The following is a 14408-nucleotide window of genomic DNA, read 5'->3' as shown; positions in this document are numbered from 1 at the left end:
GACCTGTAAACAGGCAAAACCAGCCAAATTGCCGAAAAAAAGCGGCTTTTTACGCTCAAAACATGCCGAAAACGTGCCTTATGCGCCTCAAATCAGGGCGACGGCAACTCGGCAATATCCCCGAATTGCACGAGAAGACGCGGGCTGGTCATATCGCCGCTCTCCTCATCGACTTCCACGGCATAGGCTGCGACCCCGATGAACCGGTCGGCCATGGCTGCGGCAATCTTTTCCGCACTGGCCGCATTGGATGCCTGGCGCATCTCTCCCGGGGCCAGTCCGCCGCGCGTCTTCTTATATGGAATGACAATGAATTTCTCGGCCATGATGGCCCTTTCAAGTATTTTTCGCGGGCACGGACAGTACAGGCGTTGCCACAAGGTCCATAGCGATTGTTGGATTGCGGCAGTCGTGAAAGACACGCGCGCAGCATGGCTGCGATCCTTAGCATCGATTGCCGTGCCGCTATACCGGCAATCAGTCCGGCATCCACAAAAACGCTGAAGCGCATCCGCAACTTGGGATGACGTTATGTCCGGCTCGAAAACGGGTGAGCGCGAACCGGCAGGGCAGGCACCTCGAAATGCTCGGGCGGCAGCTTCGCCCGGCCGCGGTCCACCATAATAGACAGACCCTGTTCCAGATGGCGGCAGAACCGCTCGGCATCAAACAGCGGCGATACGAACCGGTTTCGTAAGATTTCCTGCTTCAGGCGGGCAATTTCGCCGGGATTGTGCGCGAGTTGCACCGCCATTTCGACAAACGCCTCCGGCGTCCCGGCCACCAGCTGCGGCAGGCCCAGTGCACCCAAAAGGCTTTCGGATACTCGTGAGGCAAAATTGCTGCCCTTTACCGAAATCACCGGCAGGCCCGCCCAGAGCTTGTCCGAAGTGGTCGTGTGGCCATTATAGGGGAATGTATCAAGCCCGAGATCGGCCGCCTGCAACCGGGCAATATGAGCCTCGTACCCGGTTGCGGATGCAAAGATGAGTTTGTCCGCGCTCACCCCGCGCTTGCCGAAAGCCGCAAGCATATTGCTGCGGGCCAGGTCGCCATCAATCATCATCCAGAGAACCGAATGATCGCAACGGTGCAGGATCTGCGCCCAGCGATCGAGCGCTGCAAGCGAAATCTTGCGGCCCGCATTGAAGGCGGCAAAAACGAAACGGTCTGACGGCAGGCCGAGCGCGCCCCGGTCCGTGGCGTCTGGGAGGGCGCGATGCACCGGGTCGTTCGGTTGGTAGCTTTCCGGCAGCAGGCAGAATTTCTCGTGGTAATTCTGCCGGGCGCTTGCTGGCAGCACGATCCGGTCGCCGATAATATAATCGCAATCGACATGCATGGCGCTGCCGGGAAAACCAAGCCAGGCCACCTGAACCGGCGCTACCATCTGGTTGAGAATGTTGGACCGGGAACCGCCGGTATGGCCTTTGAGATCGACGAGGACGTCGATATCGTGCCGGCGGATGATATCGGCCGCCTCTGCGTCGCTTTTACCGTGCAGGGTAACGATCTCCCCCCATTTCGAGCGGTTGGCGTCCGAGGCTGCGTGATGCTCCGGCGTATAGCAAAACAGCGTCACGTCGAAACGGCTTTTGTCATGGGCCTCCAGCACGCTCTGCAAAAGACGCATCGTCGCATGTCCGCTCCAGAAATCGCTGGAGAGATAGCCAAGGCGGATCCGCTCGCCCCACGCATGCTGGCGCATCCGCCTCAGGCGGCTATGGCCGGGCGAGGGGATCGTCAGGCCGGGATTGTTCGCCGCCAGCCGGTTGAGCCGCTCATCGCCACAGTGCAGAAGGTTCGAATAGGCCGTTTCGCCCGCAAGGAAAGACAGGTCGCCACTCGCCGATCGAACGGCATCTGCCTGCTCGAGCGTCTCGATCGCCGCAAAATCGCAGAAATCGCGCGCCACCGACATGAACTTGAACTGCGTATAGGGATCATCGGGAAAAAGCGCCGCAAGCTTGCGAAACACCGTCAGCGCCAGAGGATTGCGCTCGCTGCCGCTTAAAATCTCGCCGGCCAGCTTCAGATGATCGGCATCGCCGCTCTTGGCAAGGCTCTCGACGAGCAGATGGACAAGCCCGGTGTCGCCGGTGCGCCGGAACGACAAAGCCAGATGATAGGCAAGGGAAGTATCACCAGGCATCACGTCCAGAAGCTTGATGCCGATCAACTGCGCCCGGTCGTCATCGCCAGCCTCGACATAAAGCGCCGTGGCGCGGCCGAGGGAAGCACTGACGTCTGCACCGGGACAAGCCGCCGCCCGCTCAAAGACCTGCGCGGCCTCGCCCGGAAGACCGAGATGCGCAAGAGCATCCCCCAAAAGCACAAGCGGAGCCGCATCCGTCGAAGTTCCCAGCCAGGGGCTCAGAAGCGAAAGAACACCGAGATAGTCCCCCCGCCCAAAGGCAACGCCCGCCGCCGCAACCGCCTGTCCGTCCATATCCACTCATCCAGCTATCCGCAATGCGATGAATAACGCCCCTTGCTTGCGCGGAGCGGATCAACCACAGACGCAAGCACGGCTGGGAAAAATCGACAGATCTCAGAAAATCAAATGAATATTCAACGCCTGGACATCATCACACACGAGCGATGCCCGATATAATCGGACGGCCACGTTTTTTCGCAGCAGCGAGAGAGACGTCAATCTGCCCGCCCGGCCCTATTCTAAATCTAATAGCAGCCGCGCCCCGTCCTTGCGGACGACAGGCCTTTCGCAGATTTCGCAGCGGATTGAAAGCCTGATTTTGATGAGGGGAGGCGATGCGCGCGCGGAGGGCTGCGGCGGGCGGTGTTCGATATTGGTGTTATCAGAAAAGTTTGGCTGCCGTCATGCTTCGGCAGCGTGGATCAATTCGTTTCTGTTTGTGGCGTCCACAACCTGAATATTGCTAGCCTTGAACAGATTGAGTGTCTCTTGAAAAGCCCGCTGCTGGGCAGCCTTCTCAGCCGGCCCCTCGACAGCAAAAACAACGTTGCGGGGGAGAAGCGGCTTCAGCCTGTTGATCGTGAAGAGCCATTTGTTTCCGTGATCGAGTATGCGCGTCGGATCATTCTGCCCCAGATAGATGGGCTTCAGAATTTTCACAGCCCTGTCGTCAACAATCTCGACGAACGGAAATGTCGCGGAATAGACGCCGTCATTGAATGTTCGCCGCTTGAAATTCTTGTTGATCTCTTGCAGCTTGAGAACCGACCGGACATGTTGTTCCAAGAGCCCCTCGCGATAGAGGGGGCTCGAAAAATTTCGTCTGACATAGTATTCAAACAGCTCTTCGAGCTTGTCCTTGGGGTTGTCGGTCATCGCGAAACGGACGTCGCTGAAACGTATAATGCCCTCACGATCTTTCGTCAGAGCTTGAAACAGGTGTTCTGCATTGTCGGTAAGGTCGAACTCAAACCGAGTTTGGCCATCGCCCGCGTGACCAGCAAGATCTCGGACGCGCTTTAGCTCCGAATGGTAGTTTCCGAGGATCGCTCGGATAGCTGTTGGCTCCAAGCTATCAAAAAAATCTGTCACTCGCCCGTGGCGTCTCATTTCCAATCTGAAGTCAAGATAGCCCATCCTCGGTGCGACGAGGACAATCCCGATGTTGGCGAACTCTTCCGTCTCAACATGCGGTTGGAAACGGATTATCGCATAGCTTACAGCATGCTTGTTCATGTTCGTTTCCAAAAATCCGGCATTTCATGTCTTTGCAAAACAGCTTTCACGGTAGCTGTCGAAAGCACAATTTCAACCGTCTCATAATCGTCTACATAGTGCCACCTGGGTGGGATGTCACCAAGGATGTTGGTCAGCTCGGATAGCGCCTGAGCAAATCTCGAACGATATCCCGCTTGCAGCGTTGGTTCATCGCAGATCTCCGCCAGCGACCCTGAAAAAACATGGCTTAACAGCTGTGAATGAAGCGTTACTTCAGGATCGAAGGCCAGGTTATGGTCAATGATCACGGCCGATTTGTTGCTCTCAGACCAAAGGATATTGGGATTGCCTCCGGACTCCGTGAGCGTGCGATCGCCATTCATGATCCACCAGTCGAAAGCGGCGATGTCCCGCTTCAGATTGTTGGAAATCGCGGCGATATTCAGAAAGGCCAGTTCATTGGATTCCGGAATATGTTCCGATCCGAACAAGATGCCCGAGCCCAAGCCACTCAGATTCAGGCTGCCCCGGTTGGTGTGACGTCCGAGCTCGTACAATTCTTCAGGCACGAAAGCAAAAACAAAGGGAGCGATGGGCAAGCGCAGATGACGGGCTAGCCTTCCCGCAATCCATTCCTTCACAAGGGATACATATCCAGCATCCCTGCCCTTCACGTAGTAGAGTTTTCCGTCTGCACCACGGCAGATGTATGGCTTCGTCGCGCCCTGTTCTGATCGCCGTAACACTTCCTCAATTTCAATTGGCATCGATCTACACGCGCATGATGAACACTATGCACCTATAGAGCATACTGGAAAATAGACTCCAAGAGCGGCAAAAGACTGCTGGAATGTGGAAACGGGGTCTGCGGTGTTACCGGTTCGCTAAGGACTAGACGCAGAGTTGAAAGCTCAAAAGTCAGTAAAAAAGTCAATAGGTGCGTGTGTTGTCAGACAGACCAGAATTTCCGTCAGGTGGTTGGAGCAACCAAAGGTGTTTAGGAACGATGCGAAATTTGGCTGGGGAACCTGGATTCGAACCAGGACTAACGGAGTCAGAGTCCGTGGGTCTACCGTTAACCTATTCCCCAAAACTGCGTGGGCGATGTTTGTGCCCAGCCGGTGAGGCGGGCTTATAAACAAAAGATCGGGGGATGCAATAGATTTTGGGAAAAAATCGGCAAGGTTGGGGAAAAACTCTTCACGCGCGGCATCGCAAGCGGCGCGGTGAACCGGCGCTGCACGCTGTGCAAAAAGAATTTGGCGAATTGGGACGGCGCTGGTAAAGTCCACCCAACGAAAATCAAGAGAGCGCCTCGAGCGGCGATTGTTCCGCGCGGCGCAATGGACAGACACGTGAGAGACCCCGACAACGGCGAACAGCCGTCCGTTTCCGGGGCGTCGGCAGCAGACCGCAACGATGGGCAGTCAGTACCTCGTTCCGGCAAAGGCAAGCGTAGGCGGGGAAAACCCTCCCGCGCAGCCTCTGCGAATGCCAGTTCCTCCGTTGGTAACGGAGAAACACGGCGTCCCGAAGTGACAGATGCGACCGGAGAACCGGTGCGCAAACGCAAACGCAGGCGGCGTTCCAAATCCGGCCAGCCTGCCGTTGCCACCAGTTCAGCGACTGAGGCCGATGGTTCAAAGACCGTTGCGCCAGCATTGGCTGAAAATGCCAGCCGCAAGCGCAACAAGAAGAACAGGCAGCGCCGTAGCTTGCAGGGCCGCCCGCTGGCAGTCAGTGAAAAGCCGCGCCCTGCCAGCGATCCGGTACGCCAGCCGCCGCAGCAACAAGCCGCATCGGTCGCGCGCTCTGAGGAGCAGCGGCCGTCCGGGTTGGGGTCAAGTGCCAATAGCGGCCATCACGCCGGCCAGGAGCGGCGCGGCAATGGTCACGGCTTTTCCCATGGGGCCGATTCGGGTTCCCCGCTTTATGCAGCGCTTGATCTCGGCACCAACAATTGCCGCCTGCTGATTGCCCAGCCGACCCGTCCCGGCCAGTTCCGCGTCGTCGATGCCTTTTCGCGCATCGTCCGGCTCGGCGAAGGGCTCGGCGCGTCCGGCCGCCTGTCGCAGGATGCGATGGACCGCTCGATCGAGGCGTTGAAAGTTTGCGCCGCCAAGCTGAAGACCCGCGAGATCCGCAAGACCCGGCTGATCGCGACCGAGGCGGCGCGCGCTGCCGAAAACGGCGAGGCCTTCCTGGAGCGGGTTCTGGCTGAAACCGGCCTGGAGCTTGAAATCATCAACCGCGAGACCGAGGCGCGGCTTGCCGTGTCCGGCTGCTCGTCGCTGGTCGGGCGCGAAACCAAATCGGTGGTTCTGTTTGATATCGGCGGCGGCTCCTCCGAGATCGCCGTCATCAAGATCGGCGAGAACCGGTCGAGCCGGCTTGCCAATCATATCACCCACTGGACATCGCTGCCGGTCGGCGTCGTCACGCTGTCGGAACGTCATGGCGGCCAGGACGTCTCGCCGGCAAGCTTCGAGGCAATGGTGGTCGAGGTGCAGGGCATGCTCTCCAATTTCGATTGCCCGGCCATTCAAACGCTGGAAAATCCCGGCGACGAGAACGGGTTTCATCTGATCGGCACCTCCGGAACGGTGACGACCTTGGCTGGCGTGCATCTCGATCTGCCGCGTTACGACCGCCGCAAGGTCGATGGCCTCTGGCTGTCGGACGACGAGGTTTCGGCGATGCAGGCGCGGCTGTTGTCCTGGGATTTCACCGCGCGCGCCGCCAATCCCTGCATCGGGCCGGACCGGGCCGATCTGGTTCTGGCCGGATGCGCCATTCTCGAAGCCATCCGCCGCCGCTGGCCGTCGGAGCGCATGCGCGTTGCCGATCGCGGCCTGCGCGAGGGGCTGTTGACCGATATGATGGCCGATGACGGTGTCTGGCGGCGCGGACGCGCCCGCCGCCATCCGCGCGGCATGCAATACGGTTCCCACGAAGGAAACACCCAATGACAAAACCCCCGATCGGCGGAAACCGCACCGGGCGCAAGCTTGGCCAGAAGGTCAAGAAGGGCAAGCTGAAGGCGTCGTCGCGGCGCTGGATCGAGCGGCATATCAACGATCCCTATGTGCAGCGCGCGCAGCTCGAAGGCTATCGTGCCCGCGCGGCGTTCAAGCTCCTGGAGATCGACGAGAAGCACAAGATCCTGTCCGGCGCCAAGCGCATCATCGATCTGGGTGCCGCACCCGGCAGCTGGTCGCAGATCGCCGCCAAGGTGACGAACTCGACCGATAGCGATCCGAAGGTGGTGGCGATCGATTTTCTCGAGCTTGATCCGCTGGCAGGCGTTCATATCCTGCAACTGGACTTCCTCGACCCGACGGCGCCGGAAAAGCTGATGACGGCGCTGGGCGGCACGCCGGACCTGGTCCTGTCCGACATGGCGGCGCCGACCACCGGTCATCGCCAGACCGACCATATCCGCACCATGCATCTGTGCGAAGTCGCGGCCTATTTCGCCATCGACGTTCTCGGCGAAGGCGGGCATTTCCTCGCCAAGACCTTCCAGGGCGGTGCCGAGCGCGAACTGTTGACGCTGCTGAAGCAGAATTTCAAACAGGTCATCCATGTAAAGCCGGCGGCTTCGCGGGCGGAATCGGTCGAGATGTTCCTGCTCGCCAAGGGATTCAAGGGCCGCAAGCCCGGTGCCCGCTCGCTCTATGACAGCGAGACCGAAATCGACGAGCGCGAGGTGGTGGACGAGCGGGACACGGCCGAGGCCGATTGAGCCATGCTTCTCTACGTCACTCTCGGCAGCAACGATCTTGAGCGTGCGCAGCTGTTTTATGATGCAGCACTGGGGCCGCTTGGCCTGACGCGCCGCGGGCGGGATGATCTGGAGATCGGCTATGCGAGTGAGAGCGATACCCGCTGCCGCCTATGGGTCGTCACGCCGCATAACCGCAAGGTCGCGACGATCGGCAATGGCTCGATGGTCGCGCTCGAAGCGCAAAGCCGTGCTGCCGTCGATGCGTTCCATGCGGCGGCCCTTGCCCATGGCGGCACTGACGAGGGTGCGCCCGGGCTACGGCCTTTTCACGCAAATTTCTATGCGGCCTTCGTCCGCGATCCCGATGGCAACAAGCTGTCCGCGGTCTGCGAGCGGCCGCAATAGCGTGTTTTCCCTTATTTGACGCTGATCGTTTCGGCTTCGGGGTCTTCGCGCATGCGGTGGCCGGAGACGGATGAGCCCGCGTTCTTCGACATGCCGATCAGCGGAATGATCGCAGACAGCGTGATGGCCGAGATCAGCATGAAGGCGAGCTGGAAATCTGCAAGCTCCAGTTTCGATCCCGTCAGCGTCGTCTCGATCTCAAGGATAGCACCTGCCACGGCAACGCCGAGCGCGAGACTCATCTGCTGCAGCACAGCAGTCATGGAGGTCGCCTTGCTCGCCATCGAATCCGGGATATCGGCAAAGGCGAGCGCGTTGACGCTGGTGAAGAAGAACGAGCGGGCAAAGCCGGCCAGCAACAGGATGAACATCATCACGATGGTGGGTGTCGCCGGCGTGAACAGGCCGTTGATAAATGTCAGGATCGTTCCGGTGATGCAGGCAAAGATCAGCGTAGTGCGAAACCCGGCAAAGATCAGAACACGCTTGGCAAAGAATTTCGTCGTCAATGCGCCGGCCGCCCCAACGAAGGTGATCATGCCGGACTGGAACGGCGTCAGGCCGAAGCCGACCTGCAGCATGAGAGGCATCAGGAAGGGAACGGCGCCGATCGAGATGCGAAACAGCGTGCCGCCGATGGCCGCCGCTCTGAATGCGCTGTCCTTGAACAGGTTGAGATCGAGCAGCGGCGCGGGATGGCGCCGCGCATGGCGGACATAGAGGAAGCCGCAGAGAAGACCGATGACGACGGCGGCAGCGCCGATCTGCGGCGGCAATGCCGGCAGGCTCATCACCGAGAGGCCGAACATCGTGCCCGAGGCGGCAATGGCGCTGAGGAAAAAGCCCTTGATGTCGATGGGCGGCGGCGCGTCGCTCTTGATCTCAGGCAGGTAGATGCCCGACAGGATATAGCCGATAATGCCGACCGGCACATTGATCAGAAAAATCCAGTGCCAGGAGAAATAGGTGGTGATGAAGCCGCCGAGCGGCGGGCCTGCCAACGGGCCGACAAGGGCGGGAATGGTGAGCAGCGCCATGGCGCCGACCAGTTCGCTGCGCTGCGTCGAGCGCACCAGGACAAGCCGGGCAACCGGCGTCATCATCGCTCCGCCCATGCCCTGCAGGAAGCGCGAGACGACGAAGGCAAGCACGCTGTCGGCAACCGCACACAGGATCGAGCCGAAGACGAAAACGAGGATGGCGGCGCGAAAAATACGTTTGGCGCCGAACCGGTCGGCCATCCAGCCGCTTAAGGGAATGAAGATTGCCAGCGACACCATATAGGACGTCAGCGCCAGCTTCAGCGTGATCGGCCCGACGCCGAGGTCATGGGCGATGGCCGGCAGCGATGTGGCAATGACGGTGGAATCCATCTGCTCCATGAACAGAGCGACGGCGAGGATCATCGGAACGATGCGATTCATGCGAGCGGCCTTGCGCATATGCGGAGCGTCGGGAACATAGAACTTCTGCGGCAAAAGTCGCTGCCAAGCGCTCACTTTGCGATCACATCCCTGTGAGTTCTGCGGCCATCTCCTGTCAAGACCCTAGATGTCGCCTTGTTGATTGGACGCAACCGCCATTCAATCGAACACTGCCAGCCTTCCAATCAAAAAATGGAGAACAGCATGACGACGTCTATTCCCTTGAGCCGCCGTGCCTTATTTGGAGCGGCAACAGCAGGCGCATTGGCGGCGCCCTTTGTGATGAACCGGGCGGCCTTTGCGCAGAGCGAACCGAAAGCGGAGACGATGAAAATACCGGAAGGCAGAACCAGCAGTTTCAAGATCGGCAATTTCGGCATCACCGTCATCAGCGATGGCCTGCGCATCGGCGAAAAACCGCAGGAAACCTTTGGCACCAACCAGACACCGCAGGCGGTCGCCGACCTGCTCACCGCGAACTTTCTGCCCACCGACAAATTCGTCAACGGCTTTTCTCCGACGCTGATCGACACCGGCTCGGAGGTGATCCTGTTTGATACCGGCATGGGCGAGGGTGGCCGCGCGGCGGGCGCCGGGCATCTTATGGAAGGTATTGCGGCTGCCGGTTATACGTCCGACCAGGTCAGCATCGTCGTCCTCACCCATATGCATGGCGATCATATCGGCGGCTTGATGGAGGGCGGCGCACCGGCCTTCAAGAATGCCCGCTATGTTGCAAACCAGACGGAGTTCGATTTCTGGAAGGACGAAGCCCGCGTCGGAACGCCGGCCGAAGGCGGCCATCAGGGCGTCTTGAAGAATGTCGTGCCGCTGGCCGAAAAAATGACCTTCATCGGCGATGGTGGCGAGGTCGTTCCGGGTATTACCGGTATGGCAGCCTTTGGTCACTCTCCGGGACACATGATCTTTACGGTCGAATCGGACGGCAAGGGCTTGGTGCTGACTGCCGATAGCGCCAATCATTTCGTTCTGTCGCTGCAGCGTCCGGATTGGGAAGTGCGGTTCGATATGGACAAGGCCAAGGCTGCGGCCTCGCGCAAAAAGGTCTTCGACATGGTCGCCACGGATCGGCTGCCCTTTGTCGGCTACCACATGCCGTTCCCGTCCGTCGGCTTCATCGAGAAGCTCGAACAGGGCTACCGTTTCGTACCGGAAACCTACCAGTTCGAAATCTGACCGTCTTGACGAAAAATTGCAATCTATGCGTGCTTCCGGTTGCGGGTGCCGCGACGTTTGCTACACTGGAAAAGTTTCAAGGCAGAAGCAGCAGCGCCATGCCAGCCGGCGCATCGGGGAGATGAGCTTTCCCGACTGTGGCACCAGCTTTGCCTTCAAACGTGGAGGTGATCTATGTGGTACCTGCCATTTAGCATCACGCTGACGCTGAGGAAAAACCGGACAGGCTGGCAAGCTTCCGTCCGGTTTCAGTTCATCGGCTAAGCAGTAAACGCTGGTGCAGGTTGGCCCCTGCACCGGCACTCCAAAAATACCGTATTGCCAGCAAAATACAAGCCCGGCGCCTGGTGCGGCGCAAACGTGTCATCGCTGTAGCAAAACGATGCGTCATTTCCGGGCTTTTGCTATTTCCAACCCGGCATATCCGTGTTACCAGCCCTCGCCAACTTCCAAGAAACTCTCGCCCGCCTGAGCGCGGCGAGTCTTCCGCCTCACTGTTGTCAAACGGTGCGGGGAGAACACCTTTTACTGAAGGGATTTGGCCATGGCGCGCATCATTGAAACGGCAACCGGTCTGGAGGCATTGACCTTCGACGACGTCCTTCTGCAACCCGGACATTCCGAGGTCATGCCGGGGCAGACGAATATAGCCACCCGCATCGCCCAGGATATCGACCTCAACCTGCCGATCCTCTCCTCGGCGATGGATACGGTCACCGAAGGCCGTCTGGCAATTGCCATGGCGCAGGCCGGTGGCATCGGCGTCATCCACCGCAATCTCACCCCGATCGAACAGGCCGAGCAGGTGCGCCAGGTCAAGAAGTTCGAAAGCGGCATGGTCGTCAACCCGGTGACCATCGGTCCCGATGCGACGCTGGCCGATGCGCTGGCGCTGATGAAGATGTATTCGATCTCCGGCATCCCGGTCGTCGAAAATGCCACGGGCGGCGTTCCCGGGCGTCTGGTTGGCATCGTTACCAACCGCGACGTGCGCTTCGCCTCCGATCCCGGCCAGAAGATCTACGAACTGATGACCCGCGAAAACCTGATCACGGTCACGGAGAATGTCGATCAGCAGGAAGCCAAGCGCCTCCTGCACTCGCATCGCATCGAGAAGCTGCTGGTGATCGACGGCGATGGCCGTTGCGTCGGTCTCATCACCGTCAAGGATATTGAAAAGTCGCAGCTCAACCCCAATGCGTCCAAGGATGCGCAGGGCCGTCTGCGTGCTGCCGCCGCCATCAGCGTTGGTGATGACGGTATCGAGCGGGCCGAGCGGCTGATCGATGCCGGCGTCGATCTGATCGTCGTCGATACCGCGCATGGCCATTCGCAGCGTGTTCTCGATGCGGTGACCAAGGTCAAGACCATGTCGAACTCCGTTCGTGTCATGGCCGGCAATGTCGCCACCGCCGGCGGCACCAGGGCACTGATTGATGCCGGTGCTGATGCCGTCAAGGTCGGTATCGGTCCAGGCTCGATCTGCACCACCCGCATCGTGGCCGGTGTCGGCGTGCCGCAGCTGGCAGCCATCATGGCAGCCGTCGAGGCCGCCCAGGCGGCCAATATTCCGGTGATCGCCGATGGCGGCATCAAGTTCTCGGGCGATCTCGCCAAAGCCATCGCTGCCGGCGCATCGGCTTGCATGATCGGCTCGCTGCTCGCTGGTACGGATGAAAGCCCGGGCGAAGTGTTCCTGCATCAGGGCCGCTCGTTCAAGGCCTATCGCGGTATGGGCTCCGTCGGCGCCATGGCGCGCGGCTCGGCCGACCGTTATTTCCAGGCGGAAGTGCGCGATACGCTGAAGCTGGTGCCGGAAGGCATCGAAGGCCAGGTTCCGTACAAGGGCCCGGTTTCCGGCGTGCTGCATCAACTGGCCGGTGGATTGAAGGCCTCGATGGGCTATGTCGGCGGCGCCACCATCAAGGACTTCCAGGAGCGCGCCACTTTCGTGCGCATCTCAGGTGCTGGCCTGCGCGAAAGCCACGCTCATGACGTGACGATCACCCGCGAAAGCCCGAACTATCCGGGCGCTATGTAAGGGACGGTTGCTTGGCCGCATATGGCCAGGATTTGATGTTGGAAAAGGCGGCGGACCGATCTTCGCCGCCTTTTCGTTTTCAACCTTGAGAGCCAAGCGCCCGTGTGAGCGCCGCATCGCCATAGCTGTGCCCCTTCGCCTCGTAGCCGATGACAGGGACCAGCGGCGCCAGCATCAGGAGCGCCAGGCAGATGGTCATGCTGACGCCTGCAGCAGCGGCAAGGACCGGCAGCACCAGCAAGCCGGCCGCACCTGCCAAAAGCCCGAGGTAGAACGCTTCCATCCGCTGCAGCAGATAGACGTAATGGGCAAAGATCAGCAGCATGTAGATGCCGACGGGGATGGCCACGGTCGAGACGGCGGCAGCGGCGCTGATATGCGCCTTGTGCTCGATATAGTAGGCCGCCACATGCAGGCCGGCCCCGGTAGCGGCGATCGATGCGAAGATCAGCATATGGCCATAGCCCCAGAGGAAGGCGCGGTTGCGGAAGTGGTGCAGGATCTCAGCTGACGGCAACAGGAAATACAGCCACCACATGCTAAAGGTAAGCCCGGTGCCGGCAACGCAGATCAGGATGGCGTCGAGGCTCCAGCCCTGCGCGGCGACGATGGCGGAAATCGAGGCCACGGTTCCGACGACGCCTTCGCCCAGCGTGATGATCGCCAGCAGCCCGTAGCGCTCGGCGATATGATGCGCATGCCAGGGTGTCCCGCCATTCTTGCGCTCGGCAACGACCGGGCCGAGCAGTTCGATCAGCGTCAAAAGAACGACGCAGACGAAGGTCGGGAATAGCGGCATGTCGATGAAAATCAGCGCGATCCAGCCGATCTGCGCGATCGAGATCGCCGTGACATAGGAAAGGCAGGCAGGACGGCAGCGCGGCGCGTGGCGGGCGGCCCGCAACCATTGGAAAATCATCGCCACCCGCATGACGACATAGCCGAGAACCATGATGCCATTATCGACATGGGCGCCTTTGTCGATCGATTCGAACATCTGCGGCAGTCCAAGCGACAGGATCAGCACCCCGGCCATCTGCAGCATCGTTGTCAGCCGGTAGATCCAGTCGTCGGTATCGAAGGCGGAGGCAAACCAGGAGAAATTCACCCACGCCCAGCAGACGGCAAACATCGCAAAACCGAAGCCTGCAAGTCCGGCGGCATAATGCCCTTCGGCCAGGAGATGCGCGAGCTGCGATCCGGCAACGCCAAAGGCGATGACGAAGGTCAGGTCGAACAGCAGCTCCAGCGGCGTCGCCACCCGGTGATGCTCATGCGGGTCGCGCCCGCGCATCGCGCTGGCATGATGGGTGGGCAGCGCGGGGGCGGGATCAGGCTCTTGGGACATGCGGGACTTTCCTGTTGAGGGTGCCGTCTCGAACATCGTTTATTCGTAAAACAGCTGTCAAGCATGGAGAGCGCTGTGGACCGTTCGCCCGCCTGTTCTGGATTTCCCGCCCGCCCGCTATAGATCAGGGCAGGTGCGAATGAACGGAGTGATCATGCCCATATCGACTGCAATCTTCTGGCCCGTTATCGCGCAGGTGGCGCTGATCCACGCGATCTATTTCCTGATGCTCAGGCGCCGCTACCGTGCAGTGCGTGCCGGGACCGCCAAAGTGTCGGACTTCTGGATCCCGGCGGTCGAGCCGGAGCCCAGCGCCACCGTCGCCCGCAGTCTGATCAACCAGTTCGAGCTGCCTGTGCTGTTCTTCGTGGTCTGCATCCTCTTGCACCTGACAGCCGGCGTGAACTATCTCGTGCTGGCCATCGCCTGGCTTTTCGTTCTCAGCCGCTACGCCCATGCCTATGTGCATGTAACGTCCAACAGGCTGCGCATCCGCCAGCGCCTGTTCGTGGCAGGTTTCTTCCTCAACTTCAGTCTGTGGTTGATTTTTGCCGTTCACCTCACCGGGTTTTGATTGCGAAATTGTCATATTGTCTTGCATTGCGCAGTGC

12 protein-coding genes and 1 tRNA gene are annotated in these 14408 nt (G+C 59.9%); 6 read left to right on the top strand and 7 right to left on the bottom strand.

Annotated elements, in window-relative coordinates; translation table 11 throughout:
- Positions 1-92: 92 nt before the first annotated feature.
- From ASD32_RS00360 to ASD32_RS00340, 5 genes are all read right to left on the bottom strand, one after another.
- Positions 93-326 carry a hypothetical protein gene (locus tag ASD32_RS00360; RefSeq protein ID WP_060635932.1) on the bottom strand — a complete coding sequence of 78 codons (234 nt, stop codon included), beginning with the start codon at positions 324-326 and terminating at the stop codon, positions 93-95.
- 203 nt (positions 327-529) lie between these two features.
- Complete coding sequence (locus ASD32_RS00355) at positions 530-2449, bottom strand: hypothetical protein (RefSeq protein WP_060635931.1); 1920 nt, start codon at positions 2447-2449, stop codon at positions 530-532.
- Positions 2450-2839: 390 nt separating this feature from the next.
- Positions 2840-3673: a DUF3037 domain-containing protein gene (locus ASD32_RS00350; protein WP_060635930.1), complete on the bottom strand. Its 834-nt coding sequence runs from the start codon at positions 3671-3673 to the stop codon at positions 2840-2842.
- Positions 3670-4422, bottom strand: coding sequence for a HipA family kinase (locus ASD32_RS00345; RefSeq protein ID WP_156382979.1), 753 nt, complete (start codon positions 4420-4422; stop codon positions 3670-3672). The genes ASD32_RS00350 and ASD32_RS00345 overlap by 4 nt, the downstream gene beginning before the upstream one ends.
- A gap of 249 nt (positions 4423-4671) precedes the next feature.
- Positions 4672-4745, bottom strand: a tRNA-Gln gene (locus tag ASD32_RS00340).
- Positions 4746-5010: 265 nt separating this feature from the next.
- Here ASD32_RS00340 and ASD32_RS00335 point away from each other — a divergent pair.
- Genes ASD32_RS00335 through ASD32_RS00325 form a run of 3 tightly spaced genes read left to right on the top strand, consistent with a single transcriptional unit; the run spans position 5011 to position 7787 of the window.
- The gene (locus ASD32_RS00335; RefSeq protein ID WP_060635928.1) at positions 5011-6624 is read left to right on the top strand and encodes a Ppx/GppA phosphatase family protein; all 1614 of its coding nucleotides are present in this window, start codon (positions 5011-5013) and stop codon (positions 6622-6624) included.
- Entirely contained in the window at positions 6621-7400 is a 780-nt protein-coding gene (locus ASD32_RS00330; protein ID WP_060635927.1) for an RlmE family RNA methyltransferase, read from the top strand. Before ASD32_RS00335 ends, ASD32_RS00330 begins: the two co-directional genes overlap by 4 nt.
- Before the next feature lie 3 nt (positions 7401-7403).
- Positions 7404-7787 (top strand): VOC family protein, encoded by a 384-nt coding sequence (locus ASD32_RS00325; RefSeq protein WP_060635926.1) that lies wholly within the window; start codon positions 7404-7406, stop codon positions 7785-7787.
- Positions 7788-7798: 11 nt separating this feature from the next.
- Here ASD32_RS00325 and ASD32_RS00320 read toward each other — a convergent pair whose 3' ends face one another.
- Positions 7799-9211, bottom strand: a complete 1413-nt coding sequence (locus ASD32_RS00320) for a DHA2 family efflux MFS transporter permease subunit (RefSeq protein ID WP_060636230.1) — start codon at positions 9209-9211, stop codon at positions 7799-7801.
- A gap of 204 nt (positions 9212-9415) precedes the next feature.
- On the opposite strand from ASD32_RS00320, the gene ASD32_RS00315 reads away from it, so the two are divergent.
- Both ASD32_RS00315 and guaB read left to right on the top strand, forming a co-directional pair.
- Positions 9416-10408, top strand: coding sequence for an MBL fold metallo-hydrolase (locus tag ASD32_RS00315; protein ID WP_060635925.1), 993 nt, complete (start codon positions 9416-9418; stop codon positions 10406-10408).
- Between the two features lie 544 nt (positions 10409-10952).
- Positions 10953-12449 carry an IMP dehydrogenase gene (gene guaB, locus ASD32_RS00310; RefSeq protein ID WP_060635924.1) on the top strand — a complete coding sequence of 499 codons (1497 nt, stop codon included), beginning with the start codon at positions 10953-10955 and terminating at the stop codon, positions 12447-12449.
- Positions 12450-12528: 79 nt separating this feature from the next.
- On the opposite strand, the gene ASD32_RS00305 is transcribed toward guaB, so the two are convergent.
- Complete coding sequence (locus tag ASD32_RS00305) at positions 12529-13797, bottom strand: low temperature requirement protein A (RefSeq protein WP_060635923.1); 1269 nt, start codon at positions 13795-13797, stop codon at positions 12529-12531.
- 154 nt (positions 13798-13951) lie between these two features.
- Here ASD32_RS00305 and ASD32_RS00300 point away from each other — a divergent pair, with 154 nt between their 5' ends.
- Complete coding sequence (locus tag ASD32_RS00300; RefSeq protein WP_060636229.1) at positions 13952-14371, top strand: MAPEG family protein; 420 nt, start codon at positions 13952-13954, stop codon at positions 14369-14371.
- Positions 14372-14408: the final 37 nt, after the last annotated feature.

The organism is Rhizobium sp. Root483D2 (assembly GCF_001426685.1).
In the GTDB taxonomy this organism is placed as follows: Bacteria; Pseudomonadota; Alphaproteobacteria; order Rhizobiales; family Rhizobiaceae; genus Pararhizobium; species Pararhizobium qamdonense.
Note: the sequence above shows the minus strand (reverse complement) of the source record. Positions and strands in the feature narration are given on the sequence as shown.

What these genes read in the sequence shown, in the direction of transcription:
- ASD32_RS00360 (WP_060635932.1), bottom strand. Translation starts at nt 326, where the DNA reads ATGGCCGAGAAATTCATTGTCATTCCATATAAGAAGACGCGCGGCGGA.
- ASD32_RS00355 (WP_060635931.1), bottom strand. Translation starts at nt 2,449, where the DNA reads ATGGACGGACAGGCGGTTGCGGCGGCGGGCGTTGCCTTTGGGCGGGGG.
- ASD32_RS00350 (WP_060635930.1), bottom strand. Translation starts at nt 3,673, where the DNA reads ATGAACAAGCATGCTGTAAGCTATGCGATAATCCGTTTCCAACCGCAT.
- ASD32_RS00345 (WP_156382979.1), bottom strand. Translation starts at nt 4,422, where the DNA reads ATGCCAATTGAAATTGAGGAAGTGTTACGGCGATCAGAACAGGGCGCG.
- ASD32_RS00330 (WP_060635927.1), top strand. Translation starts at nt 6,621, where the DNA reads ATGACAAAACCCCCGATCGGCGGAAACCGCACCGGGCGCAAGCTTGGC.
- ASD32_RS00325 (WP_060635926.1), top strand. Translation starts at nt 7,404, where the DNA reads ATGCTTCTCTACGTCACTCTCGGCAGCAACGATCTTGAGCGTGCGCAG.
- ASD32_RS00320 (WP_060636230.1), bottom strand. Translation starts at nt 9,211, where the DNA reads ATGAATCGCATCGTTCCGATGATCCTCGCCGTCGCTCTGTTCATGGAG.
- ASD32_RS00315 (WP_060635925.1), top strand. Translation starts at nt 9,416, where the DNA reads ATGACGACGTCTATTCCCTTGAGCCGCCGTGCCTTATTTGGAGCGGCA.
- guaB (WP_060635924.1), top strand. Translation starts at nt 10,953, where the DNA reads ATGGCGCGCATCATTGAAACGGCAACCGGTCTGGAGGCATTGACCTTC.
- ASD32_RS00305 (WP_060635923.1), bottom strand. Translation starts at nt 13,797, where the DNA reads ATGTCCCAAGAGCCTGATCCCGCCCCCGCGCTGCCCACCCATCATGCC.
- ASD32_RS00300 (WP_060636229.1), top strand. Translation starts at nt 13,952, where the DNA reads ATGCCCATATCGACTGCAATCTTCTGGCCCGTTATCGCGCAGGTGGCG.